This is a genomic window from Teichococcus deserti, from assembly GCF_001982615.1.
GTDB classification, from domain to species: Bacteria; Pseudomonadota; Alphaproteobacteria; order Acetobacterales; family Acetobacteraceae; genus Pseudoroseomonas; species Pseudoroseomonas deserti.
Window position 1 is genome coordinate 1 of the sequence record NZ_MLCO01000249.1, and the last position, 23,422, is coordinate 23,422.

Below are 23,422 nucleotides of genomic sequence, written 5' to 3' on the forward strand. Positions count from 1 at the left end.
GCCGCGCCGGCGCGGCGGCCGCAAGCCTCTGGCTGTGACAGCTTGGTTGAACCCTGCTGGCGCAACCTCGGCTTGCCCTTTACACTCCGTCAAAATTCTCCGCGAGGTCGGGTCATGCCCCTGCTGCTGGTTGCCCATGATCAGGCGCCCGACGGCGCCACGGCGCTGGAGGATGCCGTCTGGCAGCTCGCCGAATCGCATCTGACCTTCCCGGGCTCGCTGCTGGTCGAGAGCGCCGTCTCCGCCCGCTACCTGGCCGAGCATCTGCGCGGCGCCATGCGGCGCGCCGGCTATGACGGTGCGCTGCTGGTCACCCCGCTGGCTGAGCCGACCCTGGTCGGGCTTTCCTCCGAGGCCGAGGAATGGATACGCGCGCGCCTCGCCTGAGCGCCCTGGCTCGGCACGATCTTCCGCCGCGGCGGCGCCCGACTGAACGGGCTTGGCAATTTTCCTGGCCGGTCGGTCAAATCCCACTGGACGCGACGCGGCCGGTTATGCCCACCTTAACGTGACCAATCGTGACGTGCAGACGCCGAGGCCCGCCAACCCCGCCGTGCAGAGCCGCGCCCCCGCACAACCGCGGAGGCTCGCACGCGGCGCAGCCGGAAGGCCTGGGCAAGGGCGCGCTTCGCCGAGTCGATCGCCGACCCTCTTCCCGCTCGCCGCGGCGCCACAGGATGACATGATGCCCCGAGCGCTTCCTTCGCCCAAGCCCGCCCGGCCTGCCATCCCGGGCTGGCGACGGCTGCTGGCCGCGGCGGGCCTGGCCTGCCTCGCCGCCGCGACGCCCGCCGTGGCGCAAGCCCCCGCCGCCCAGGCGCCGGGCGACAGCAACGAGCGCATCCAGCTGAAGATCATCGGCGGCCTGGCCAATGTCTCGCAATACACCCGCTACGAGGAGCCCTTCTGGCGGCAGAAGATCAGCGAGCTGACCGGCGGCCGCGTCACCGCCGAGATCGCGCCCTTCGACCGGGCGGGGTTCCGGGCGGAGGAGATCCTGCCGCTGATGCGGCTTGGCGTCGTGCCCTTCGGCACCGCGCTGGTCGCCGTGGTCAGCAGCGAAGAGCCCGAGTTCAACGCCATCGACCTGCCGGCGCTGAACCCCGACATCGCCAAGCTGCGCGAGACGGTGCGCCTCTACCGCCCGCACATGGAGGAGCTGCTTCGGGAGCGCTACGGCGTCGAGCTGCTCTCGGTCTACACCTACCCCGCCCAGGTCACCTGGTGCTCGCGCCCCTTCAACGGCCTGGCGGATCTTGCCGGCCGGCGCATCCGCACCTCCTCGGTCGGCCAGGCGGAGCTGTTCGACGCGCTGGGCGCGACCCCCGTGGTCATCCCCTTCGCCGAGATCGTCCCCGCCATGCGCGCCGGCGTCGTCGAATGCGCCGTCACCGGCACCCTCTCCGGCAACGCCATCGGCCTGCACGAGGTAACCAGCCATGTGAGCGCGCTGGCCCTCACCTGGGGCGTCTCGATCTTCGGCGCCAACCAGGCCGCCTGGCAGGCCCTGCCGGAGGATGTCCGCGCCACCCTCCGCGCCGGCCTGGCCGATCTCGAGCGCGACATCTGGGACGGCGCCGACCGCGAGACCGGCGAGGGCCTGGACTGCGCCGTCGGCAGGGCTTCCTGCACCACCGGCCGGCGCGGCCGCATGACCGTCGTGCCGGTGACCCCCGCCGACAACGAGCGCCGCCGCTCGCTGCTGACCTCGACCGTGCTGCCGCGCTGGGTCGACCGCTGCGGCAGCGACTGCTCCGAGGCCTGGAACACCTATCTCGGCCCGACGCTCGGCATCATGACCCGCGGCGGCGACTGAGATGCAGCAGTTCCGCCGCATCCGCTGGGTCATCCTGCTGGCCGCCGTCGCGCTGCTGGCGGCGCAGTGGTTCGCGACCTCGCTGCTGGTCGGCCGCGCGCGCGAGGCCGCGATCGGCAGCGGCACCGACACCGTCAGCCGCATCGCCCGCGCGGTCGAGGCCTCGCTGAACCGCACCTTCGTCCAGGTCGACGCCATGCTGGCCGGGCTGCCCGCCATCCTGGCGCCGCTCTCGGCCAATGGCCGGCCCGACCAGGCGGCGATGAACCGCGTGCTGCGGGAGCTGAACAACCAGAACTTCACCTTCCGCGACGTGCTGCTGGTCGGCGCCGACGGCATGCCGGTGGCGACCGGCCTCGCCGTCTCGCGCCGCCGCCCGCTGCCCTTCGCGGTGAACAGCGCCTTCTTCGAAAGCGCGCCGCGCCCCGGCGCCGTGCTGATCGGCGGCCCCTTCCGCAACCCGGCCTCGGGCGAGTGGTCGCTGTTCATGGCGCGCCGCGTCACCATTCCGGAATACGGCCCGCTGCTGGCGGTGGCCGAGATGCCGGTCCCGGTCATCGGCACGCTGCTGGCCGTCGGCGGCGAGGGCGCCGGCCTGCGCATCACCCTGGAGCGCGACGACGGCACCCTGCTGGCCAGCCTGCCGCATGACGAGACCCGCATCGGCACGCGGCTGTCGCCGGCGACCTCGGCGCGCCTCGCCGAGAATGGCGGCAACGCGGCGATCCAGACGGAGAGCCGCTTCGACAACGACCGCGTCATCACCGCGGCCCGGCCGCTGCTCTATCCGGCGCTGTCGCTGTCGGCCAGCATGAAGCTTTCCAGCGCGCTGGCCGACTGGGAGAAGGAGCGCACCCGGGCGCTGGCCATCTCGCTGGCCTTCGCCGCCCTGGTCGCGGCGCTGGCCGCCGCCCTTCTCCTGGCCATGCGCCAGCGCGAGAAGGTCGAGGCCGAGCGCAGCCGCTGGCGCGCCATGCTGGAGAACGCGCTGGACTCGATGTCCGACGGCTTCGTCATGTGGGACGCCAATGACCGGCTGGTCGCCTGCAACGCCCGCTACAAGGATTTCTACCGGGTCAGCGCCGCCGTCATCGAGCCCGGCCGGCATTTCGACGAGATCATGCGCGAGGGCTTCTACCGCGGCCAGTATCCGCAGGCCGGCGAGGATCTCGACGCCTTCCTGCAGGACATGCGGCGCTGGCATCGCGGCGACAACCCGCCGATGGAGCGGCTGCTGCCCGATGGCCGCTGGGTGCTGATCACCGAGCGCGCGACGCCGGGCGGCGGCACGGTGGGCATCCGCACCGACATCACCGAGCTCAAGCGCGCCATGGAGGAGCTGGCCTCGGCCCGCGATTCCGCCGCCGCCGCCGCCGATGCCAAGACCCAGTTCCTGGCGCGGATGAGCCACGAGCTGCGCACGCCGCTGAACGGCGTCATGGGCTTCGCCCAGGTGCTGCTGAACGACCCGCGTCTGGCGCCCGACCAGCGCGAGCAGCTGCGCACCCTGAACGAGGCCGCCCGCCACCTGCTGGAGCTGGTCAACGGGCTGCTCGACCTGTCCAAGATTGCCGCCGGCAAGCTGGAGCTCTCCACGGCCCCCACCGCCCTGGCGCCCCTGCTGGAGCGCAGCGCCGCCCTGCTGATGCCGGAAGTCCAGCGCAAGAGCCTGCGCCTGGTGCTCGACGTCGCCCCCGAATGCCCCGCCGCGGTCGAGGCGGATGCCATGCGGCTGCGCCAGCTGCTGCTGAACCTGCTGTCCAACGCGGTGAAGTTCACCCCGGCCGGCGGCCGCGTGACCTTGCGCGCGCAGCCGCTGATCCCGGGGCCCGGCCTGCGCCTCGAGGTGGAGGACACCGGCCCCGGCGTTCCCGCGGAACAGCGCCATCTGCTGTTCCGCGACTTCGTGCAGCTGGCGACCCCGGGCGCGCCCTCCCAGGAATTCGGCATCGGCACCGGCCTCGGCCTGTCCATCGCCGCCCAGCTGGCCGAGCTGATGGGCGGCCGCATCGGCTGCGACAGCGAGCCCGGCCGCGGCGCCACCTTCTGGGTCGAGCTGCCGCTGCCCGCCGCCCCGCTGCCCGCCGCGGAGCCCGGCCTGGCGCCCGCCCTGTCCGGCCCGGCCACGACGGCGGCGGCCGAGGCCCCGCGCGGCGCGCCGGTGCCGCTGCAGATCCTGGTGGTCGACGACGTCCCGGCCAACCGGCTGGTCGCCCGTGCCATGCTGACCAGCGCCGGGCACCATGTCACCTGCGTCGAGGATGGCGCCGTGGCCCTGGCCGCCGTGCAGCAGGGCAGCTTCGACCTGGTGCTGATGGACCTGCAGATGCCGGTGATGGACGGGCTGGAAGCCACCCGCCGCATCCGCGCCCTGCCCGCGCCGCGCAACCGCGTGCCCGTGCTGGCCGTCACCGCCTCCGCCATGCCCGAGCAGGTCGAGGCCTGCCGCGCCGCCGGCATGGACGGCCACCTGGCCAAGCCGATCGACCGCGACACCCTGCTGCGCATGGTCCGCCAATATGCCGAGCTGCAGGCCCGCCCGGCCGGCGATGCCGCGGGCCTGCAGGATGCCAGCGCCAGCCTGGCGCTGCTCGACGCCGCCGCCGGCGAGGCGCTGATCGCCGATCTCGGCCCGGCCGCCCAGGCCGTGCTGGTGGAGTTCGTCGCCGAGCTCGAACGCGGTCGCGACAGTCTGGGCGCGCTGCTGGCCCACCCGGACGTCGTCCAGATCCGCGCCACCACCCATCGCCTGCTGGGCGTCGCCCGCACCATGGGGGCCCGCCGCCTGGCCCGCGCCCTGGAGGACATCCAGCGCAGCCTGGCGCAGGGCCATGCTCCGGGGCCCGCGCTTGAACGCGCCCGTGCGGCGCTGGAGGAAACCCTGCCCGCTCTCCGAGCCTGGGTCAGGCGGCAGACCAGCCAGCGCAGCAGCGGCGGGCCGGAAGCGGCGTAAGCAAGGCCCGGGGGATGAGTTCCCCTGGACCCCTTCCCTTTTATGCCCGTGCTGCCGCCCGCATCAGGGCAGGCGGGACAGGCGCTCGGCCAGCATTGCAAAGAAGCCGTCGGCATCGAGGCTCTCGAGGAACAGCGCGTTGCGCGCCGCCGCCTTGTCGCGCCCCCAGCGGTCGATCCGCGTCCGGCCGCGATCCGCGCCGTCCAGCACCACCGCCGCCGCCACCTCTCGCGTCGCGAACAAGCCGGGCGCCACCAGCCAGGCTATCGCGCAAGGATCGTGCAGCGCCACGCCCTTGAACCCGAACCGCCGCGACGGCGGCACCGCCGCCAGGATCTCCGCCGCCGCCCGCAGGCAGGCGCCGCCCGGCACCGCCCGCAGCGCCGCGATCCGCGCCGGCGTGACGAAGGCCTGCGCCGTCAGGTCCAGCGTCGCCAGCACCACCGGCCGGCCGCAGGACAGCAGAACCGCCAGCGCCTCGGGGTCCATGGCGGCATTGAACTCGGCGGCCTGGGTCCAGTTGCCCTCGCCCAGCGCGCCGGTCATCAGCACGATCTCGGCGACGCGGTCGAGCAGCGCCGGCTCCGCCGACAGGGCAAGCGCCACATTCGTCGCCGGTCCGATGCCGACCAGCGTCACGCTGCCCGGCGCCGCGCCCCGCAGCGCGTCGCGGATCGCATCCACCGCCAGGCCGGGCGTCGCGGGCGGCCCGGGCGGCAGCACCACGCCCCCCAGCCCGTCGGCGCCATGCACGTCGGTCTCGCTGCGGAAGCGCCCGACCAGCGGCCGGTCGGCGCCGGCCACCACCGGCACCCGCGCCCCCGCCAACCCGACCACCGCCAGGGCATTGGGCAAGGTCTGCGCCAGCCCGACATTGCCGCCCGCGACGGTCACCAGACGAAGGTCGATCTCCGGCGAGGCCAGCGCCAGCCACAGCGCGATGGCGTCGTCGGTGCCGGGGTCGCAGTCGAGCAGCACAAGGCGGGGCGTCACGGTCATCATCGGCTTCCGGCAAGGACGAGGCAGCCGGCCCGCGTTGCGGCCAGCCTTGCAGCATGCCAGTTTGCGGCGCGCCGGACCATGCCCAGCCGCGGCGCCCCATGCCGCCCGGAGCTTCCGATGCCCAGCCTGCGCCGCGCTTTGCTCGCCGCCGCCGCCCTCGCCAGCCTGGCCGCGACGCCGGGACGTGCCCAAGGGACCGGTCAGGAGCTGCTGCGCATCGGCGTCGAATCCGGCCCGACCAGCCTGGACCCGCATTACGCCAGCCTGATCACCAACATCGCCTTCAGCCGCCATGTCTTCCAGCCGCTGCTGCAGCAGGACCGCCGCCAGCAGCTGCAGCCGGCCATCGCCACCGCCTGGCGCGCGGTCGACGCCCTGACCTGGGAATTCACCCTCGACCCGGCGGCGCGTTTCCAGGACGGCGCCCCGGTCACCGCCGAGGATGTGGCCTTCACCCTGTCCCGCGCCGGCGACGTGCCGAACTCGCCGTCGTCCTTCCGCCCCTACACCCGCCCCATCGCGGCGGTGGAGGCGGTCGACGCCCGCACCCTCCGCCTGCGCACCCACCAGCCGACGCCGCTGCTGCCCAACTACCTGTCGCTGGTCATGATCGTCTCGAAGAAGCACGGCGAGACGGCGACCACCGCCGACTACAATGCCGGACGGGCGATGATCGGCACCGGCCCCTATCGCCATCTCTCCTGGCAGCCCGGCAGCCCGCTGGCGATGGAGCGCAACCCGGCCTTCGCCGGCCCTGCCCCGGCCTTCGCGCGGGTGGAATTCCGCCCGATCGCCAATGCCGGCGCCCGCACCGCGGCGCTGGAGGCCGGCGATGTCGACCTGATCGAGATCGTCCCGCCCGACCAGATGCGGAAGCTCGAGGCCAATCCCCGCTTCGCGACCGCCGGAAGCCCTTCCAACCGCCTGCTCTTCCTGACGCTGGACAGCGACCGCGAGGCCAGCCCGCATGTGCAGGCCCGCGGCGGCGGCCCGATCGCCAATCCGCTGCGCGACCCGCGGGTGCGCCGCGCGCTGTCCATGGCGATCAACCGCGACGCCCTGGTCGCCCGCGTGCTGCAGGGCCAGGCGACCGCGGCCGGCGACCTGGGCCCGGACGGCTATTTCGGCACCGCGCCCGACATGACGCCGCAGCCCTTCGACCTGGACGGGGCGAAGAAGCTGCTGGCCGAGGCCGGCTATCCGCAGGGCTTCGCGCTGCAGGTCAACGGCCCCAACGACCGCTTCGTCAATGACGAGCAGGTGGTGCAGGCCATCGCCCAGATGTGGACCCGGCTCGGCCTGGCGGCGACGGTCGAGACCCGCCCGCGCGGCGTCTGGCTGGCCGAGGCGGCGCAGCTGAAATACTCGGTCAACCTGGCCGGCTTCTCGCCCAATCCCGAGGTGCTGGGCATGCTGGAGACGCAGATCCATTCCTGGAACCCGGCGATCGGCCTGGGCAGCGCCAATCGCGGCCGCTTCAGCAACACCGACATCGACGGGCTGATCCAGAAGGCGCGCCAGACCATGGACGATGCCGAGCGCGCCGAGCTGACCCGCCAGGCAACCCGCGCCGCGATCCGCGACCAGACCGCGCTGATCCCGCTCTATTTCCAGGTCAACACCTGGGCGATGCGGCGCGGCCTGAGCTACGAGGCGCGCACCGACGAGATGACGCTGGCCACCAGCGTCAGCCGCGCGCCGTAAAGGCCGTCATTCTCGCCTTCCTGCCGCTCGTATGATAATCATACGCTTTGGCAGAAGGGCGGAACGCCCCCGACAGGAGGCCATAGCCAGCATGGACGGACGCAATTCGGGGGGCCCCGGCTCTGCAGGCCCCGGCTCTGGAAGCCATGGCATCGAGCTGTCGCCCCTCGCCCCGCCCGCCAACCTGACCGCCGAGCTGGTCCGCCGGCTGGCCGCCGAGATCCGTGCCGGCCGGCTGCGCCCCGGCGACCGGCTGCCCACCGAACAGGCGCTGATGCGCCAGGCCGGCGTCTCCCGCACCGTGGTACGCGAGGCCGTGGCCGCCCTGCGCGCCGAGGGGCTGGTGCTGACCCGCCAGGGGGTGGGCGCGTTTGTGGCCGATCCTTCCGCCCGCGGCCAGGTGCGCATCGATCCCGGCGAGATGCGCTCGCTGAACGACGTGCTGCAGGTGATCGAGCTGCGCATCGCCATCGAGACCGAGGCCGCCGGCCTCGCCGCCGAGCGCCGCGACGCGGCCGCCCTGGACCGCATCGCCCTGGCGGCCGCCGCCTTCGAGGCCGCGGTGCAGGCCGGCGACAGCGCCGTGACGCAGGACCTGGAATTCCACCGCGCCATCTTCGCCGCCACCGGCAATGGCTTCTTCCCGCGCTTCCTGGAATTCCTCGGGCCCATGCTGATCCCGCGCCAGACGGTGCGCCCCTATCTGGAGGAGACCGAGGCGCGCAGCGCCTATCTCGCCCGGGTGCAGGAGGAGCATGCGCGGATCTTCTCGGCGATCAGCGGCGGCCAGGCGGCGGCGGCGCGCAGCGCCATGCGGCGGCACCTGACCGCCAGCCGCGACCGCTATGCCCGGCTGGCCGGGCGCCTCTCGGCCGGCCAGCCCGGCTGAGGCCCTTTCAGAAAGCGGGCAGTTCGGGAACGTCGGCCAGATAGGCCAGCAGCGAGCGCGCCAGCGCCTCGACATCGTCGATGCTGGTGCATTCGTCGGGGCCCTGCGCCGGCTGCCCCGGCCGCTGCAGCCCAGCCTGCAGGATCTCCGACACGCCGGCCTGCTGCACGAAGCCCAGCGCCGACGGCTCAGCCCCGGCATATTCGCGGAAATCCTCGGGCCCGAAGCCGAAGCCCCAGCGCAGGGCCTGCTGCCAGCGCCCGGCATTCGGACCGCGATGCGGGTCGGCCACCGCCGGGATCGCCGCCATCTCGCGGAGGGTCGCGGCATGGCCGGGCGGCAGCGCCTCCTGCAGCACGGCGTCGAGCTCGGCGCGGATGCTGGCGGCCGTCTCTCCCGCGCCCAGCCGCCGGTGCAGCGCCAGGCTGCAGAAGGGGGAGGACGCCTCGCCGGACTGCTCGGCGCTGACCGCGGTGATCGAGAGCCGCGGGCCGTCCACCCCCTGGCCGAGCCGGCCCTGCAGCGCGGTCAGCCGCGACAGCACCGGCAGGGCGGCCTCGGCGGCGCCGGCAGCGGCGGGGATGCGGATCTCGAGGTCCAGGCTGGCCGGGCTGCCGGTCCAGAGCCGCGGCGCCGCCAGCCCGCCCAGGCTGACCAGGTGGCCTTCCAGCGCGCCCTGCTCCGCCAGATAGCGCAGCCCGGCATGGGCATTGGCGCCCTGGCCGCCATCGGTGGTGAAGGCCAGCACCGGGTCGAAGCGCAGCCCCAGCCCGACGGCATCGGCCGCGCGCAGCGCCGCCCAGACCGCGGCGATGGCGCCCTTCATCCGCCGCGTGCCCAGCCCGTAGAGCAGGTGCCCCTGCCGCGTCAGGGTCAGTGGCGGGCGGGTCCAGCCCGGCCCGGCCGGCGGCGTGTCCATCTGGAAATGCAGGGTGCAGATCGGCCGGCCGCTGCGCCGGCTGGCGATGAGATTGATCCGCGGCCCGCCGGCGGGGGTGCCGGGAAAGGCATCCTCCGGCACAGTCAGGCTGCGCAGCCCGAAGCCGAGCGGGGCGAACATGTCCTGCAGCAGGGTCGCGAATTCGCCATAGCCCTGGCCCGGGGGGGCAGCGGTGTCCACCGCGACCAGCCGCGCCAGATCGTCGATCCAGCCGGTCGCGCCGAGAAGCGGCGCCGCCAGGCCAAGACGGTCGAGCGCCAGCGCGTCGAGCAGGTCCGTTTCGGGCCGCTCATCCCAAGGCATCCAGACCTCTCCCTGCGCTGCAAGGACTACCATCGCTCGAACCTGACGCTGTCGATCCCCGCCTCCTGCCCGGCGACCCCTGAGGAGGCGCCTTAGCAAGGAAGCGGCCGCGCTGCAGGTCGGCTTCGCCAACCGCACAGCTTGTTGAAAGGGACGATGCGGGGGCGCCCGGCGATGCGCCAATCTCTTTTCCGTGGGAGCGATCAAGCGGCGGCGAGAGAGCGGATCGCCACGCTCTTCCTTGCTGGGAGGGGCTGCGAAGTCGCCGATCGGGCGACGGGTGAGCCGACCCGGCTCAAGCCCTGAAAACACATGGATTATGCCGAAGGCTCAGCTCGGCCCCGCAACGGATCGCGGGCCTGGAAAAGGCCGGGGAAGTCGCCCTCCCCGGCCTGCGTCGCGTTGCTGCCTTGCTCTTGCCACAGCCCGGCGCGTGGGCTCCCTGCAGTCCCGGCGGGGCGCAGCCGTCACCCCGCCGATTCGCTTAGGTCAAGAAATCAACGCGCCGCGGCACGCCGCTGACGCTCGGCGTGAAAGCGGCTGCGCGGCGCCGGGCTGCCATGGCCGCCGCCATAGGACCGGCCGGGACCGCCCGGGCCACGCCCGCCGCCGCCATGGCCTGCACCATAGCCGCCGCCCTGAGCGCCGCCGGCCGAGGGACCCTCGGGCAGCGCCTCGACGCGGATATGCGGATCGTCACCATCCGGCTTGCGCGCCGCGGCGGCGAACTTGCCGGCGGCGTAGCTGGCGACCTCGAACTGGGTCTCGCGGCCCAGGATGCGGATGCGGCCGATCTCGTTGCGCTGCACCCCGCCGCGGCGGCAGAGGAAGGGCAGCACCCAGCGCGGATCGGCATTGCCGTCGCGCCCGACATTCATGCGGAACCAGACGCCCTCGCCCTCGGGGCCGGCGACGCGCTCGCGCGGCGGGCGGCGCTCGGCGTCGAAGGCGCTCATCTCCTCCGGCGCCGGCAGCGGCGCGCGCAGCACCTTCACCAGCGCGGCGGCCAGGGCCTCGGGCGTCGCGCCACCCTCGACCAGGGCGCGGGCGACCGACAGGTCGTCGGCCGAGGCCTCCTCGGCCAGCAGGCTGCGGGTCTGCTCGGCCAGGCGCACGGCGTCGCGCTCGCGGATCGCCTCGGCCGCCGGGGCCGGGCCCCATTCGGCCTGGACGCGGGCCGCGGCCAGCAGGCGCTCGGCGGTGCGGCGGCGGTTCGGCGGCACGATCAGCACCGAGGTGCCCTTGCGCCCCGCCCGGCCGGTGCGGCCGGAGCGGTGCAGCATGGTCTCCGGCTCCTTCGGCAGCTCGGCATGGATGACCAGGCCGAGATCCGGCAGGTCGATGCCGCGCGCCGCGACATCGGTGGCAACGCAGACCTGGGCGCGGCCGTCGCGCAGCCCCTGCAGCGCGCGGGACCGCTCGGCCTGCGACAGCTCGCCGGAGAGGGCGACGGCGGAGAAGCCGCGCTCGGCCAGGTTGCCCTGCAGACGGGCAACCGCCGCGCGGGTCGAGCAGAAGACGATGGCGCGCGGGCTGTCGGAGAGGCGCAGCAGGTTGACCACCGCGCGCTCCACGTCATGCGGCGCGACCGTCACCGCCTGATAGGCGATGTCGCCATGCTGGCCGCCCTCGCTCTTCACCTCGAGGCGCAGCGCGTCCTTCTGGAAGCTCTCCGCCAGGCGGGCGATCTCGCGCGGCACGGTGGCCGAGAACAGCAGGGTGCGGCGATCCTCCGGCGCGGCGCCCAGGATTTCCTCCAGCTCCTCGCGGAAGCCGAGGTCGAGCATCTCGTCGGCCTCGTCCAGCACCACGGCGCGGACCGCCTCGGGCTGCAGGTTGCCGCGGTTCAGGTGGTCGCAGAGGCGGCCCGGCGTGCCGACGACGATATGCGCACCCTGGGCCAGGGCGCGGCGCTCGGCCATCGGGTCCATGCCGCCGACGCAGCTGACGACGCGGCCGCCGGCTGCGGCATAGAGCCAGGACAGCTCGGTGCGCACCTGCAGGGCGAGCTCGCGGGTCGGCGCCACGACGATGGCCAGCGGCGCGCCGGCCGGCGGCATGCGCTCGGCGCCGGCCATCAGCTCGGGTGCGAGGGCCAGGCCGAAGGCCACGGTCTTGCCGGAGCCGGTCTGCGCCGAGACCAGCAGGTCGCGGCCCGCGGTCTCCGGCTGCAGCACCGCCGCCTGCACCCCGGTCGGCTCGGCATAGCCGCGTTCGGACAGGGCGCGCAGCAGCGCTTCGGGCATCGCAGGAAAAGGCATGTTTTTCGAGAATTCCGCCGGAGTATTGGGAATGGGCGCACCCGTCATTCGGGTGCCGCGCTCAGGGAAAGGCCATGAGGCGGTGATACGCCGGTCGGCCTCGAACAGGCGGCCTTCTACAGGCTTTGGAACGGCTTTGCACGGCTTGCGCGCAAACGACGGTGAGCCATGCAGCGCACGCATGGACCCATGGCGAGGCTTCCAGCGGATCAGCGCTTGCGCCTTGGCTGTGGTTTCACCATTCTCCGCGCCGGAAGCGCACTATCGCTTCCCGCGGGGATTTGACGGATGCAGCTTGCGCCGCGACACCAAGTGCTAAAGCGCCAGGAAGCCGGGCAGCGGTCCCGCGGGCATGATGCCGCGGACCTTGGTCGCTTCGTGGACCATCCGACCCTGTTGGAGAGCCCCGAGGTGCCCATGCGTTTTGTCCTGACCTGTCCCTGAGCGGAGGCCGCGCCCGCCGCGGCGCCGCCCGAGCCTCTCCCGCTCCAGAACTGCCGGAACTGCCATGTCTGCTGCCATTGCCACGCCGGGCACCCTGCCCGGCGAAACCGCCATTCCGGAGGCCGCCATCCGGCTGACGGAGCTCAGGCGCCATTTCTCGACATCCGGCAGCACGCTGGTGAAGGCGCTGGACGGCGTGTCTCTCAGTGTCGCGCCCGGAGAGATCTTCGGCATCGTCGGGCGCTCGGGGGCGGGGAAATCCACGCTGATCCGCTGCGTGAACCTGCTGGAACGGCCGGACAGCGGCTCGGTCCGGGTGCTGGGCGAGGAGCTGCTGGGCCTCGACGACGCCGCGCTGCGCGAGCGGCGCCGCGGCATCGGCATGGTGTTCCAGCACTTCAACCTGCTGGCCTCGCGCACCGTCGCCGACAACGTGGCCTTCCCGCTGGAGGTGGCCGGCGTTCCGGCGGCCGAGCGGAAGACGCGCGTGGCCGAGGCGCTGGCCCTGGTCGGCCTGGCCGAGAAGGCGAAGAACTACCCGACGCAGCTGTCGGGCGGGCAGAAGCAGCGCGTCGGCATCGCCCGCGCCCTGGCGCCGCGGCCGAAGATCCTGCTCTGCGACGAGGCGACCAGCGCGCTCGACCCGGAGACCACCCAGGAGATCCTGGGGCTGATCAAGACGCTGCGCGACCAGCTCGACCTGACCGTGCTGCTGATCACCCATGAGATGGCAGTCGTGAAGGAAATCTGCGACCGCGTCGCCGTCATGGAGCGCGGCCAGGTGATCGAGGAAGGCCGCGTCTTCGACGTCTTCACCCGGCCCGCGCACCCGACCACCCGCCGCTTCATCGCCGACACCATCGGCCATTCGATCCCGCCGGGCACCGTGGCCCGCCTGCCCGCCCCCGGCGCGGGCGAGGCGCGGCGGCTGCTGCAGGTGCTCTTCGCCGGGCCGAACAGCACGCGCTCGGTGATCAGCGAGGCCTCGCGCCGCTACGGCCTCGACCTCAACATCATCTCGGGCCGCATCGACGAGATCGCCGGCGAGCCCTTCGGCATCATGGCGCTGGCTGCCTATGGCGCGCCGGAGCAGATCGAGGCGGCGCTGGCCTGGTTCGCCGAGCTCGGCCTCGGCATCACCCCCATCCCTGACAGCGCGGTGGAGGGCCACTGACATGATCCCCTGGCTCAACCCCGCGCTCGAGCAGCTCTTCGTCGATGCCGCCATCGAGACGCTGACCATGGTGGGTGGCGCCGCCGCCGTTGCCATCCTGCTCGGCCTGCCGCTGGCGCTGCTGCTCTATGCCACCGGCCCCGGCGGCCTGGCGCAGAACGGGCTGGCCAACCGGCCGCTCGGCCTGCTGGTGAACGCCGTGCGCTCGACGCCCTTCATCATCCTGATGGTGGCGATCGTGCCCTTCACGCGGCTCGTCGCCGGCACCTCGATCGGCACCACCGCCGCCATCGTCCCCCTGGCGCTCGCCGCCACCGCCTTCATCGCCCGCCTGTTCGAGACCGCCTTCCGCGAGGTCGACCGCGGCGTCATCGAGGCCGCCCGCGCCATGGGCGCCACCCGCCTGCAGATCCTGGTCAAGGTCGTCGTGCCCGAGGCCATGCCCGGGCTGATCGCCGCGGTCACCGTGACGCTCGTCAGCCTGGTCGGCTACTCGGCCATGGCGGGCGCGGTCGGCGGCGGCGGGCTCGGCGACCTCGGCATCCGCTTCGGCTACCAGCGCTTCATGCCCGAGGTGATGGCCAGCGTCGTCGTGGTGCTGATCGTCTTCGTGCAGGGGCTACAGTCGCTCGGCGACTGGATCGTCCGCCGCATCCGCCGCCGCTGATTCCTTTTCGCCGCAACAAGGAAGAACGCCCATGTCGCTGAACCGTCGGACGCTGCTCGGCGCCGCCCTCACCCTGCCCGCCCTGCCCGCCTTAGCCCAGGGCGCCGCGATCGGCACCCCTGGCCGCCCGCTGAAGATCGGCGCCACCGCCGGCCCGCACAGCCAGGTGCTGGAATTCGTCGAGAAGATCGCCGCCCGCGACGGGCTGGTGCTGCGCATCGTGCCCTTCACCGACTATATCACGCCGAACGCGGCGCTGGCGGCGAAGGACCTGGACGCCAACTGCTACCAGCACCAGCCCTTCCTGGACCAGGCGGTGAAGGATCGCGGCCTGCCGCTGGTTGCCGTCGGCAAGACCATGATCTTCCCGATGGGCCTGTATTCCCGCCGCGTGAAGGCGCTGTCCGAGCTGGCCAGCGGCGCCCGCGTCGCCGTGCCGAACGACCCGACCAATGGTGGCCGCGCGCTCGCCCTGCTGGCGGCCAACGGCGCCTTCAAGCTGACCCCGGGTGCCGATTTCCGCGCCACCGTCGCGGACATCGTCGAGAACCCGAAGCGCCTGCGCATCATCGAGCTGGAAGCGGCGCAGATCCCGCGCACCCTGGACGAGCTCGACGCCGCGGCGATCAACACCAACTTCGCCATCCCGGCCGGCCTCAACCCGGTGCGCGACGCCATCGCCATCGAGAGCAGCGACAGCCCCTACGCCAACCTCATCGCCGTGCATCGCGACGACCGCGACGCGCCCTGGGTCAAGCGGCTGCTGGCCGCCTACCAGAATGACGAGGTGAAGAAGTTCGTGGCGGACACCTTCCAGGGCTCCGTCGTTCCCGCCTTCTGATCCCCAGCCCGGCCGGGGGTCCCGCCCCCGGCATTCCTTGCCGAGAAGGACCTCCGACCGATGCTGAACCGACGCTCCCTGATCCTGGCCGGCGGCGCGCTGCTGTTGCCGGCGCTGCGCCTGCCGGCCCTCGCGCAAGGCGCCGGCGAATTCGGCACCGCCGCCCGCCCGCTGCGGGTCGGCGTCACCGCCGGCGTGCACGGCCAGGTGCTGGAAGTGGTGCGCGACGTGCTGGCGCGCGACAACTTCCAGATCAAGATCACCGAGTTCGCCGATTTCATCCAGCCGAACGTGGCGCTGGCGGCCAACGAGATCGAGGCGAACACCTATCAGCACCTGCCCTTCCTGGAGGCGCAGCAGCAACAGCGCGGCTACAAGTTCGCCGTGGTCGGCAAGACCGTGCTGACGGTGATGGGCGTGTTCAGCAAGAAATACACGAAGCTCGCCGACCTGCCGAACGGCGCCCGCGTCGCCATCCCGAACGACCCGACCAATGGCGGCCGCGCGCTGCTGCTGCTGGCCAAGGCCGGGGTGTTCAGCCTCAAGCCGGGCGCCGACTACCGCGCCACCATCGCCGACATCACCGAGAACCCGAAGCGCATCCGCATCGTCGAGCTGGAGGCGGCCTCCATCGCCCGCAGCCTGCAGGACGTGGACGCGGCGGCCATCACCGGCAACTACGCGGTGCCGGCCGGCCTCAACCCGCTGAAGGAAGGCCTGGCCGTGGAAGGCGCCGACAGCGCCTACACCGTGCTGGTGGTGACCCGCCAGGGCGACGAAGCCAAGCCCTGGGCGACCAAGCTGGCCCGCGCCTATGCCGACCCGGCGGTGAAGGAATTCTGCGACAAGACCTTTGGTGGGTCGGTGATCGTGGGGGCCTGAAGAGAAGGCAGAGGAAGGTCGGGGGAATGAATTCCCCCGAACCCCCATCTTTTTTCTGTCAGACTGCCGTGTCCACGTGGAGACCACGGGCACAACGGCCAAGGCGCAGCGCGACCTTTGAGGTCGCGCTGCTTTTGTATGATGGCGTCCCACGGTGAAGCCAGGGTGTCGGCTTTGTTGTAGTGCTGGTCAGCCCACGGCCAATGAATAGAAAAAAGATGGGGTCCAGGGGAATTCATTCCCCTGGCCTACCCGGTCTTTCTCTTCAGGCTGCGTAGCGCGACAGCGCCAGATCTTCATACTGGATGTTGGGACGCTGCCCCGTCACCAGATCCGCCGCGAGCTTGCCGCTGCCGCAGGACATGGTCCAGCCGAGCGTGCCGTGGCCGGTGTTCAGGAACAGCTTGCTGTAGCGGGTCGGGCCGATGATGGGGGTGCCGTCGGGCGTCATCGGGCGCAGGCCGCACCAGAACAGGGCGCGGGCCGGGTCGCCGCCCTGGGGGTAGAGGTCCATCACCGAGTGCAGCAGCGTGTCGCGGCGCTCGTCGTGCAGGCGCAGGTCGAAGCCGGCGATCTCCGCCGTGCCGCCGACGCGGATGCGGTCGCCGAGGCGGGTGATGGCGATCTTGTAGGTCTCGTCCATCACGGTGGAGACCGGGGCGGCCTCGGCATCCACCACGGGCATGGTGATGGAATAGCCCTTCACCGGATAGACGGGAACGTTCAGGCGCAGCGGCGCCAGCAGCTGGGGCGAGTAGCTGCCGAGGGCCAGCAGGTAGCGGTCGGCGGTCAGCAGGCCCTGGTCGGTGACCACGCCCAGGATGTCGCCCTGGTCGAGGGCCAGGCGCTCGATCTTGGTGCCGTAGCGGAAGGTGACGCCCATGCCCTCGCAGATAGCGGCCAGGCGCTGGGTGAAGATATGGGCGTCGCCGGTCTCGTCCTGCGGCAGGCGCAGGCCGCCGACGAATTTTTCTTTCACGCGGGCCAGGGCCGGCTCGGCCGCGACGCAGCCGGCGGCATCGAGCACCTCGTAGGGCACGCCGTACTGCTTCAGCACCTTCAGGTCGTCGCCGACATGGTCCAGCTGCTTCTGGGTCCGGAAGATCTGCAGCGTGCCGCGCTCGCGGTGGTCATATTCGATGCTGGTCTCGGCGCGCAGATCGGCCAGCGCGCTGCGGCTGTAATCGGCGACGCGCACCATGCGGGACTTGTTGGTCTCATAGGCCGATGCCGTGCAGTTCTTCAGCATCTGCAGCATCCAGGACCATTGCAGCGGGTCCAGCTTCGGCCGCACCACCAGCGGCGCATGCTGCTGGAACATCCACTTCAACGCCTTGAAGGGGATGCCCGGGGCAGCCCAGGGCGAGGAATAGCCGAAGGAGACCTGGCCGGCATTGGCGAAGCTGGTCTCGAGGCCGGCGCCGGTCTGGCGGTCCACCACCTCCACCTCATGCCCGGCGCGGGCAAGGTAATAGGCCGAGGTGACGCCGACCACGCCGGCACCAAGAATGAGAACCTTCATCGCCGCTCCGCTCTGCCCTGACGAGGGCGCCTTGAGCCCGGGGCAGGACCTGATGCTAGGCTGGATTCCACGGCAGGTGCTTGCGATCGGCGCAAGATGATGCGAATTCTGCGCCATCCTTTCGAAGATTCTGCGAAACCGTCGAAGAATATGCAACCGCCCGTACTGGACGCTCTGGACCGGAAATTGTTGCGCCTGCTGCGCGCCGACGGGCGGATGAGCAATGCCGCGCTGGCCGAAGCGATCGGCCTGTCGGCCTCAGCCTGCCTCCGGCGGCTGCGGCTCCTGGAGGGCAGCGGCATCATCCGCGGCTATACCGCGATCATCGAGGATTCCCTGCCGCAGGCGAAGTCCACGGTGATCGTGCAGATCACGCTGGAGCGGCAGACCGAGGATGCCTTCAACCGCTTCGAGGCGGCGGTGCGCGCCTGTCCCGAGGTCTGCGAATGCTACCTGATGACGGGCTCGGCGGATTACCAGCTGCGGGTCGAGGCGCGGGATGCCGCCGATTACGAGCGCATCCACAAGGAGCAGCTGTCGCGCATGCCGGGCGTCGCGCGGATCCAGTCGGCCTTCGCCATCCGCACCGTGGTGCGCGGGCAAAGCTGGGCGGGCGGCGCAGAATGAAAAAAGCCGGCCCGAGAGGGGCCGGCTTTTTTGAAGGCCGTCCGGAAGTTCAGCCGCCGAAGCTGCTGGTGTTAAAGCTGCTGGCGCCGGCGCTGTTGCCGACGATCAGCGACAGGGGGGCATGGCGGGTGGTGGTGCCGGCGACGCTGGCGGGCTGCTCGCTGGCGCTGGCCGAATGGCCGATCTTCAGCGGCAGGTCCTGGTCACGCGACTGGGTCACCTGCATCGAATAGGCGAAGGGGCTGCCGGTCGCCGAGGCGTTGTTGGTGTTCGCCAGCAGGTCCCGCGCCTGCGACAGGCTGGGGGCCAGGGCCAGGCCGGCGGCAAGCATCAGGGCGGGCATGGCGGAAATACGGGTCATGGTGGTGGTCCTTCACTCTCGGTGGCGGGGGTGCCCCGCCGTCTGAGAGGAAGATGACCCCTCGACCGATCATTTGGAAACGCGGATCGTGGATAGCAACCATCATTCTGAATGATGATTCAGCCGCGCCCCACCAGGCCGCCCCAGATCACCGCCACCCGGTCGCCGAGGCCCCGCGGCGGCGGCGGCTGGGCCGGGTCGTTGGCCGTGGAGGCCAGCCGGGCCAGGTCGCGCGCCGCCAGCCGGGCCGGCAGGGCCGCGGCCAGCGCCGCACGGGGCAGGCCCTTGGCGCGGGCGCGGCCCTCGGCCAGCAGGCGCTGGCCCTCGCCGGCGAGCTGGCGCACCACCTCGGCGGTGCCGGGCTGGCGCGGGTCGCGGGCGGCATCCGAGGGGGTCAGGTTGCGCTCGGCCAGAAGGTCGGCCGGCAGCAGGCTGCGGCCCTGCATGGCCTGGGCCGGGATGCCGCGCAGCAGGGCGGCCATGCCGAAGGCCGCGCCCAGCGCCTGCAGCCCGGCCAGATGCTCGGGCCCCGCCCCCAGCGTGCGGCCGGCGGCCACCGCGAAGCCGCCCGCCGAGCCGCGCAGATAGGCCAGCAGCGCCGGCAGGCTCGGGATGTCTTCCTCCATCTCCACCTCGCGGGCATCGATCATGCCCTGCAGGGTGGCGGCATCGAGGCGGCCCTCGCGCAGGGCGGCGGCCAGCGGGGTCGCGACCTCGTGCCGGCGCGGGGCGGCGGAGGTCGCCGCCTCCTCCACCGCGTCGCGCCACCATTGCAGGCGGATCAGCGCGGTCATGCTGTTGCTGGCCGCCTGCCGGGCCCGGGCGAGCTCGTGGTTGAAGGCGATCAGCAGGAACAGCACCTCGCGCTGCGCCGGCGGCGCGAAGAGGGCGCAGAGGAAACGGTCGGGATCGTTGCGCCGGGCAAGCTCGGCGAGCGGGGAGAGCGCAGCAGGGTCGGCCATTGCAGGGTTATGAACACAGTTCCGTGGCGCGCAACAGGCGTCTGGCTTGCTTGACGCATGCAGGGGGCACGCCTAGCTCTTCGGTGGCCGGGCACCGCATCCGCGATGCCCTCGACAGCCTGCCTCGTCCGATTCGGACATTCCTTCGGGAGAACGCCCCATGGCCTTCAGCCTTCCGCCCCTGCCCTATGACGTCTCCGCCCTCGCCGCCTCCGGCATGTGCCAGGAGACGCTGGAGCTGCATCACGGCAAGCACCACAATGCCTATGTCACGGCGCTGAACGGCCTGGTCGAGAGCAAGGGCCTGGCCGGCAAGTCGCTGGAGCAGATCGTCGCCGAAGCCGGCAAGGCGGGCGCCGACGGGCTGCCGGTGCTGAACCAGGCCGGCCAGCACTGGAACCACCTGCTGTTCTGGCAGGTGATGAAGCCGAACGGCGGCGGCGACAGCCTGCCGGCCAAGATCGGCGCCAAGATCAACGAGGATTTCGGCGGCCTGGCGCAGTTCAAGGAGGCCTTCAAGCAGGCCGGCGTGACGCAGTTCGGCTCGGGCTGGGCCTGGCTGATCGTCGATGCCAGCGGCAAGCTGAAGGTCACCAAGACGGCGAACGGCGCCAACCCGATCTCGACCGGCGAAGGCACGCCGATCCTCGGCGCCGACGTGTGGGAGCACGCCTACTACCTCGACTTCCGCAACGTCCGCCCGAACTACCTGGACAACTTCCTGAACAAGCTCGTCAATTGGGAAGTGGTCGAGAGCCTGCTGACCTCGGGCGGCCTGAAGTCCGGCCAGTCGGCCTGATTCTTTCGCTTTCCGGGCGCCGCTGGCGCCCGGGGGTCGTAAAAAAACCCGGGCGCCACGCGGCACCCGGGTTTCTTTTTGCCTGGCGGCCGGAAGAATCAGCCCGGCTTGGCGTCGTTGGCGGCGGTGGACGGCGGCTGGATCAGGGTGCTGATCGTGCTGCGGACCACGGTGACGCGGGTGTTGTTCGGCGCCAGGTCGATCTCGATCTCCTCCGAGCCTTCCTTCACGCGCGCGACGGTGGCGATCATGCCGCCCGCGGTGATGATACGGTCGCCGCGCTTCAGCTGGCCCAGCATGTTGCGGTGGTCCTTGGCGCGCTTCTGCTGCGGGCGGATCAGCAGGAAGTAGAAGACCACGAAGATCAGGATGAGGGGCGCGAGCTGCATGACCATGCCGACCGCGCCGCCGGCGGCGTCCTGGGCATAGGCGGGGGAGATGAACATCGTTTGGCTTCCGTCTTGCCGGGGTTGGCGGGCGAAACTAGCCTCCGCGCCCCTGCCGTCAACACTTCGCGGCGAGGCCCCAAGGGAGCGAACAGTTTGTCACACGCCGACCACCCGCTGCTGCCCACCCTGGCGCGAATCGCGGCCGCGCTGGAGCGCATGGCCCCGCCGCCGCCGCCGCGCCCCGATCTGAAGGGCGCCGATGCCTTCGTCTGGCATCCGGCGGCGGCCGGCCAGCCCGCCCGCCTGGCGCCGGTGCCGCGGGTGGCGGCGGTGGAGATCAGCCTGCTGCAGGGGGTGGAGCGGGCCAAGGCGCTGCTGCTGGAGAACACTCTCCGGTTTGCCCGCGGGCTGCCGGCGAACAACGCGATGCTCTGGGGGGCGCGGGGAATGGGCAAGTCCTCGCTGGTGAAGGCGACCCACGCGGCGGCCAATGGCGAGGTCCCCGGCAGCCTGGCTCTCATAGAAATCCAGCGGGAGGATATCCGGAGCCTGCCGGACCTGCTGAACATCCTGCGCGACAGCCCGCGGCGCAGCCTGGTCTTCTGCGACGACCTGTCCTTCGAGCGCGAGGACCAGGACTACAAGGCGCTGAAATCGGTGCTGGACGGCGGCATCGAGGGCCGGCCGGCCAATGTGCTGTTCTATGCCACCAGCAACCGGCGCCACCTGATGGCGCGCGACATGATCGAGAACGAGCGCAGCACCGCGATCAATCCCGGCGAGGCGGTGGAGGAGAAGGTCTCCCTCAGCGACCGCTTCGGGCTGTGGATCGGCTTCCACAATGCCGACCAGGCGACCTATTTCGCCATGGTCGAGGCCTATGCGGCCAGCCTGAAGCTGCCGGTCTCGGCCGAGGAGCTGCATCGCGGCGCGGTGGAATGGTCGGTGACGCGCGGCGGGCGGTCGGGGCGGGTGGCGTGGCAGTTCATCCTGGACCTGGCGGGCCGGCTCGGCGTAGCCATGCCCGGATGAAGGATGATGCTGCGCCGCAACCGCGCCAGCCGGCGCTGACGCCCCCCAAGGGGGCGCAGCGCCAGGGGCGCGTTTTTCTCAATCCCGACGGGAGCCCGGCCGGCCATGAACTGGCCGCGGTCTGGCGGATGATGCGGGAGGGCGGCGGCGCGCCCTGGCCCGCCTGGGTCGACGATCCGCCGCAGCCGGTGCCGATGGCGCCGCCGCCCGGGCATGCCTCGATCACCTTCCTCGGCCATTCCAGCTTCCTGATTCAGGTGGCGGGGGGGCCGAACCTGCTGATCGACCCGATCTGGAGCGATCGCTGCAGCCCCTTCGGCTTCGCCGGGCCGAAGCGGGTGCGGGCGCCGGGGCTGGCTTTCGACCTGCTGCCACGGATCGACGCGGTGCTGGTCAGCCACAACCATTACGACCATTGCGACATCCCGACGCTGAAGCGGCTGCAGGAGCGGTTCCGCCCGCGGATCATCACCGGGCTGGGCAATGCCGCGCTGCTGGCCAAGCACGGCATGGACGACGTGCTGGAGCTGGATTGGTGGCAGCCGGCGATGCTGCCGGGCAGCCTGCCGGTGCATTACGTGCCGGCGCAGCATGCCTCGGCGCGCAGCATGGGCGACCGGGCGCAGGCGCTGTGGGGCGGCTTCGTGCTGGAGGGGCGCAGCGGGGCCCGCATCTACTTTGCCGGCGACACCGCCGCAGGGCCGCATTTCGCCGAGATCGGCGCGCGGCTGGGGCCTTTCGCCCTGGGGCTGCTGCCGATCGGCGCCTATGAGCCGCGCTGGTTCATGAGCAAGGTGCATGTGAACCCGGCCGAGGCGGTGGAGGCGTTTCTCGCCGCGCGGGTCGAGCGTGCGCTGGCGATGCATTTCGGCACCTTCAAGCTGACGCAGGAGGGGATCGACGCGCCGGTGGTCGAGCTGGCGCGTGCGCGCGCTGCGGCCGGGGTGCCTGAAGAAGCGTTCCGCGCCCCCGCTTTGGGCGAGACGGTCCTGCTTGCTTTCTGACGTCGGGGTCCGGGGGCATTTAATGCCCCCGGCCTTCGCTTACTTCCAGATCAGATCCACCCCGAATTTCAGTTCCGCGGCGGTGTGGTCGAGCACCGTGATGATCCAGGCCCCGCCGTCGGCATCGGGCCAGGTGATGGTGGTGCCTTTGTCATCCTCGGTGATCCTGAGCTCCTTCTGACGGTTGGCCGGCAGGGGCAGCAGGATGGTGTCCTCGCCGGCGGCGAAGTCGGCGATGGTCAGGTGGTAGGTGTGCAGGTTCGGCCCGCCGCCTTGCCGCAGGAAGGTGAAGGTATCCTTCCCCGCGCCGCCATAGGCCAGGTCGTCGCCGCGGCCGCCCTGCAGGATGTCGTCCCCTGCCCCGCCGTCCAGCCGGTCGTTGCCTTCGCCGCCGGAGAGGATGTCGGCCGCGTCGCCGCCCTGCAGCCCGTCGTCGCCGGCCTCGCCCAGCAGGCGGTCCTGGCCATCGCCGCCGATCAGCCTGTCCTGGCCGGCGCCGCCGCGGAGCAGGTCGTCGCCGCCGCGGCCGGAGAGGGTGTCGTCGCCGGCGCCGCCGGTGATGCTGTTGTCGGTGTCGTTGCCGGTGGCGGCGAAGGCGGTGGCGCCGGTGAAGATCATGGTCTCGGTGTTGGCGGCCATGGTGTAGGCGGTGATCAGCTTCACCGAGAGGATGTCGATGCCTTCGTCGGCGAGCTCGGCGACGCGGTCGGCGACATCGTCGATCAGATAGGTGTCGTTGCCGGCGCCGCCGTCCATCAGGTCGGCGCCCGCCGCACCGTCGAGGCGGTCGTTGCCGGCGCCGCCGCGCAGCGTGTCGCGGCCGATGTCGCCATAGAGGTAGTCGTTGCCG

21 protein-coding genes are annotated in these 23,422 nt (G+C 71.7%); 13 read left to right on the plus strand and 8 right to left on the minus strand.

Features of this window, described 5'->3' with window-relative positions; all coding sequences use genetic code 11:
- The first annotated feature begins 114 nt into the window (after nt 1-114).
- The 3 genes from BKE38_RS22395 (at nt 115) to BKE38_RS22405 (ending at nt 4,769) form a co-directional block, all read left to right on the plus strand.
- On the plus strand, nt 115-387 hold the full coding sequence (locus BKE38_RS22395; RefSeq protein WP_076959454.1) for a hypothetical protein: 273 nt from the start codon (nt 115-117) through the stop codon (nt 385-387).
- 298 nt (nt 388-685) lie between these two features.
- Nucleotides 686-1,816, plus strand: a complete 1,131-nt coding sequence (locus BKE38_RS22400) for a TRAP transporter substrate-binding protein (RefSeq protein ID WP_083747784.1) — start codon at nt 686-688, stop codon at nt 1,814-1,816.
- A 1-nt stretch (nt 1,817) separates the two neighbouring features.
- The gene (locus tag BKE38_RS22405; protein ID WP_076959455.1) at nt 1,818-4,769 is read left to right on the plus strand and encodes an ATP-binding protein; all 2,952 of its coding nucleotides are present in this window, start codon (nt 1,818-1,820) and stop codon (nt 4,767-4,769) included.
- 63 nt (nt 4,770-4,832) lie between these two features.
- Here BKE38_RS22405 and BKE38_RS22410 read toward each other — a convergent pair whose 3' ends face one another.
- The gene (locus BKE38_RS22410; protein ID WP_076959469.1) at nt 4,833-5,768 is read right to left on the minus strand and encodes a nucleoside hydrolase; all 936 of its coding nucleotides are present in this window, start codon (nt 5,766-5,768) and stop codon (nt 4,833-4,835) included.
- Between the two features lie 120 nt (nt 5,769-5,888).
- Here BKE38_RS22410 and BKE38_RS22415 point away from each other — a divergent pair, with 120 nt between their 5' ends.
- Together BKE38_RS22415 and BKE38_RS22420 are read left to right on the plus strand one after the other, a co-directional pair.
- Entirely contained in the window at nt 5,889-7,475 is a 1,587-nt protein-coding gene (locus BKE38_RS22415) for an ABC transporter substrate-binding protein (protein ID WP_076959456.1), read from the plus strand.
- A 91-nt stretch (nt 7,476-7,566) separates the two neighbouring features.
- Nucleotides 7,567-8,364 (plus strand): FadR/GntR family transcriptional regulator, encoded by a 798-nt coding sequence (locus BKE38_RS22420; protein ID WP_083747781.1) that lies wholly within the window; start codon nt 7,567-7,569, stop codon nt 8,362-8,364.
- Between the two features lie 7 nt (nt 8,365-8,371).
- On the opposite strand, the gene BKE38_RS22425 is transcribed toward BKE38_RS22420, so the two are convergent.
- Together BKE38_RS22425 and BKE38_RS22430 are read right to left on the minus strand one after the other, a co-directional pair.
- On the minus strand, nt 8,372-9,607 hold the full coding sequence (locus BKE38_RS22425; protein ID WP_165694257.1) for a M20/M25/M40 family metallo-hydrolase: 1,236 nt from the start codon (nt 9,605-9,607) through the stop codon (nt 8,372-8,374).
- Nucleotides 9,608-10,104: 497 nt separating this feature from the next.
- Nucleotides 10,105-11,868, minus strand: coding sequence for a DEAD/DEAH box helicase (locus tag BKE38_RS22430; protein WP_076959457.1), 1,764 nt, complete (start codon nt 11,866-11,868; stop codon nt 10,105-10,107).
- 508 nt (nt 11,869-12,376) lie between these two features.
- On the opposite strand from BKE38_RS22430, the gene BKE38_RS22435 reads away from it, so the two are divergent.
- The 4 genes from BKE38_RS22435 to BKE38_RS22450 are packed head-to-tail and all read left to right on the plus strand — an operon-like array spanning nt 12,377 to nt 15,876.
- Entirely contained in the window at nt 12,377-13,486 is a 1,110-nt protein-coding gene (locus BKE38_RS22435) for a methionine ABC transporter ATP-binding protein (RefSeq protein ID WP_083747783.1), read from the plus strand.
- A 1-nt stretch (nt 13,487) separates the two neighbouring features.
- The gene (locus BKE38_RS22440; protein WP_076959458.1) at nt 13,488-14,153 is read left to right on the plus strand and encodes a methionine ABC transporter permease; all 666 of its coding nucleotides are present in this window, start codon (nt 13,488-13,490) and stop codon (nt 14,151-14,153) included.
- Nucleotides 14,154-14,184: 31 nt separating this feature from the next.
- Nucleotides 14,185-14,994 (plus strand): MetQ/NlpA family ABC transporter substrate-binding protein, encoded by an 810-nt coding sequence (locus BKE38_RS22445; RefSeq protein ID WP_076959459.1) that lies wholly within the window; start codon nt 14,185-14,187, stop codon nt 14,992-14,994.
- A gap of 60 nt (nt 14,995-15,054) precedes the next feature.
- Complete coding sequence (locus tag BKE38_RS22450; RefSeq protein WP_076959460.1) at nt 15,055-15,876, plus strand: MetQ/NlpA family ABC transporter substrate-binding protein; 822 nt, start codon at nt 15,055-15,057, stop codon at nt 15,874-15,876.
- A gap of 265 nt (nt 15,877-16,141) precedes the next feature.
- Here the strand turns inward: BKE38_RS22450 and BKE38_RS22455 are convergent, their stop codons facing one another.
- Nucleotides 16,142-17,398 (minus strand): D-amino acid dehydrogenase, encoded by a 1,257-nt coding sequence (locus BKE38_RS22455; RefSeq protein ID WP_076959461.1) that lies wholly within the window; start codon nt 17,396-17,398, stop codon nt 16,142-16,144.
- Between the two features lie 150 nt (nt 17,399-17,548).
- On the opposite strand from BKE38_RS22455, the gene BKE38_RS22460 reads away from it, so the two are divergent.
- Nucleotides 17,549-18,025, plus strand: a complete 477-nt coding sequence (locus BKE38_RS22460) for an Lrp/AsnC family transcriptional regulator (RefSeq protein ID WP_076959462.1) — start codon at nt 17,549-17,551, stop codon at nt 18,023-18,025.
- Nucleotides 18,026-18,074: 49 nt separating this feature from the next.
- On the opposite strand, the gene BKE38_RS22465 is transcribed toward BKE38_RS22460, so the two are convergent.
- The gene (locus BKE38_RS22465; RefSeq protein WP_076959463.1) at nt 18,075-18,386 is read right to left on the minus strand and encodes a hypothetical protein; all 312 of its coding nucleotides are present in this window, start codon (nt 18,384-18,386) and stop codon (nt 18,075-18,077) included.
- Between the two features lie 119 nt (nt 18,387-18,505).
- Nucleotides 18,506-19,348 (minus strand): squalene/phytoene synthase family protein, encoded by an 843-nt coding sequence (locus BKE38_RS22470; protein WP_076959464.1) that lies wholly within the window; start codon nt 19,346-19,348, stop codon nt 18,506-18,508.
- Nucleotides 19,349-19,508: 160 nt separating this feature from the next.
- On the opposite strand from BKE38_RS22470, the gene BKE38_RS22475 reads away from it, so the two are divergent.
- Complete coding sequence (locus tag BKE38_RS22475) at nt 19,509-20,147, plus strand: superoxide dismutase (RefSeq protein WP_076959465.1); 639 nt, start codon at nt 19,509-19,511, stop codon at nt 20,145-20,147.
- 98 nt (nt 20,148-20,245) lie between these two features.
- Here BKE38_RS22475 and yajC read toward each other — a convergent pair whose 3' ends face one another.
- Complete coding sequence (gene yajC / locus BKE38_RS22480) at nt 20,246-20,593, minus strand: preprotein translocase subunit YajC (protein ID WP_076959466.1); 348 nt, start codon at nt 20,591-20,593, stop codon at nt 20,246-20,248.
- A gap of 159 nt (nt 20,594-20,752) precedes the next feature.
- On the opposite strand from yajC, the gene BKE38_RS22485 reads away from it, so the two are divergent.
- The gene (locus BKE38_RS22485; RefSeq protein ID WP_076959473.1) at nt 20,753-21,568 is read left to right on the plus strand and encodes an ATP-binding protein; all 816 of its coding nucleotides are present in this window, start codon (nt 20,753-20,755) and stop codon (nt 21,566-21,568) included.
- Nucleotides 21,565-22,572: an MBL fold metallo-hydrolase gene (locus BKE38_RS22490; RefSeq protein ID WP_076959467.1), complete on the plus strand. Its 1,008-nt coding sequence runs from the start codon at nt 21,565-21,567 to the stop codon at nt 22,570-22,572. The genes BKE38_RS22485 and BKE38_RS22490 overlap by 4 nt, the downstream gene beginning before the upstream one ends.
- A gap of 39 nt (nt 22,573-22,611) precedes the next feature.
- Here the strand turns inward: BKE38_RS22490 and BKE38_RS22495 are convergent.
- A partial coding sequence (locus BKE38_RS22495) for a calcium-binding protein (protein ID WP_367596219.1) occupies nt 22,612-23,422 on the minus strand: 811 nt, incomplete at its 5' end.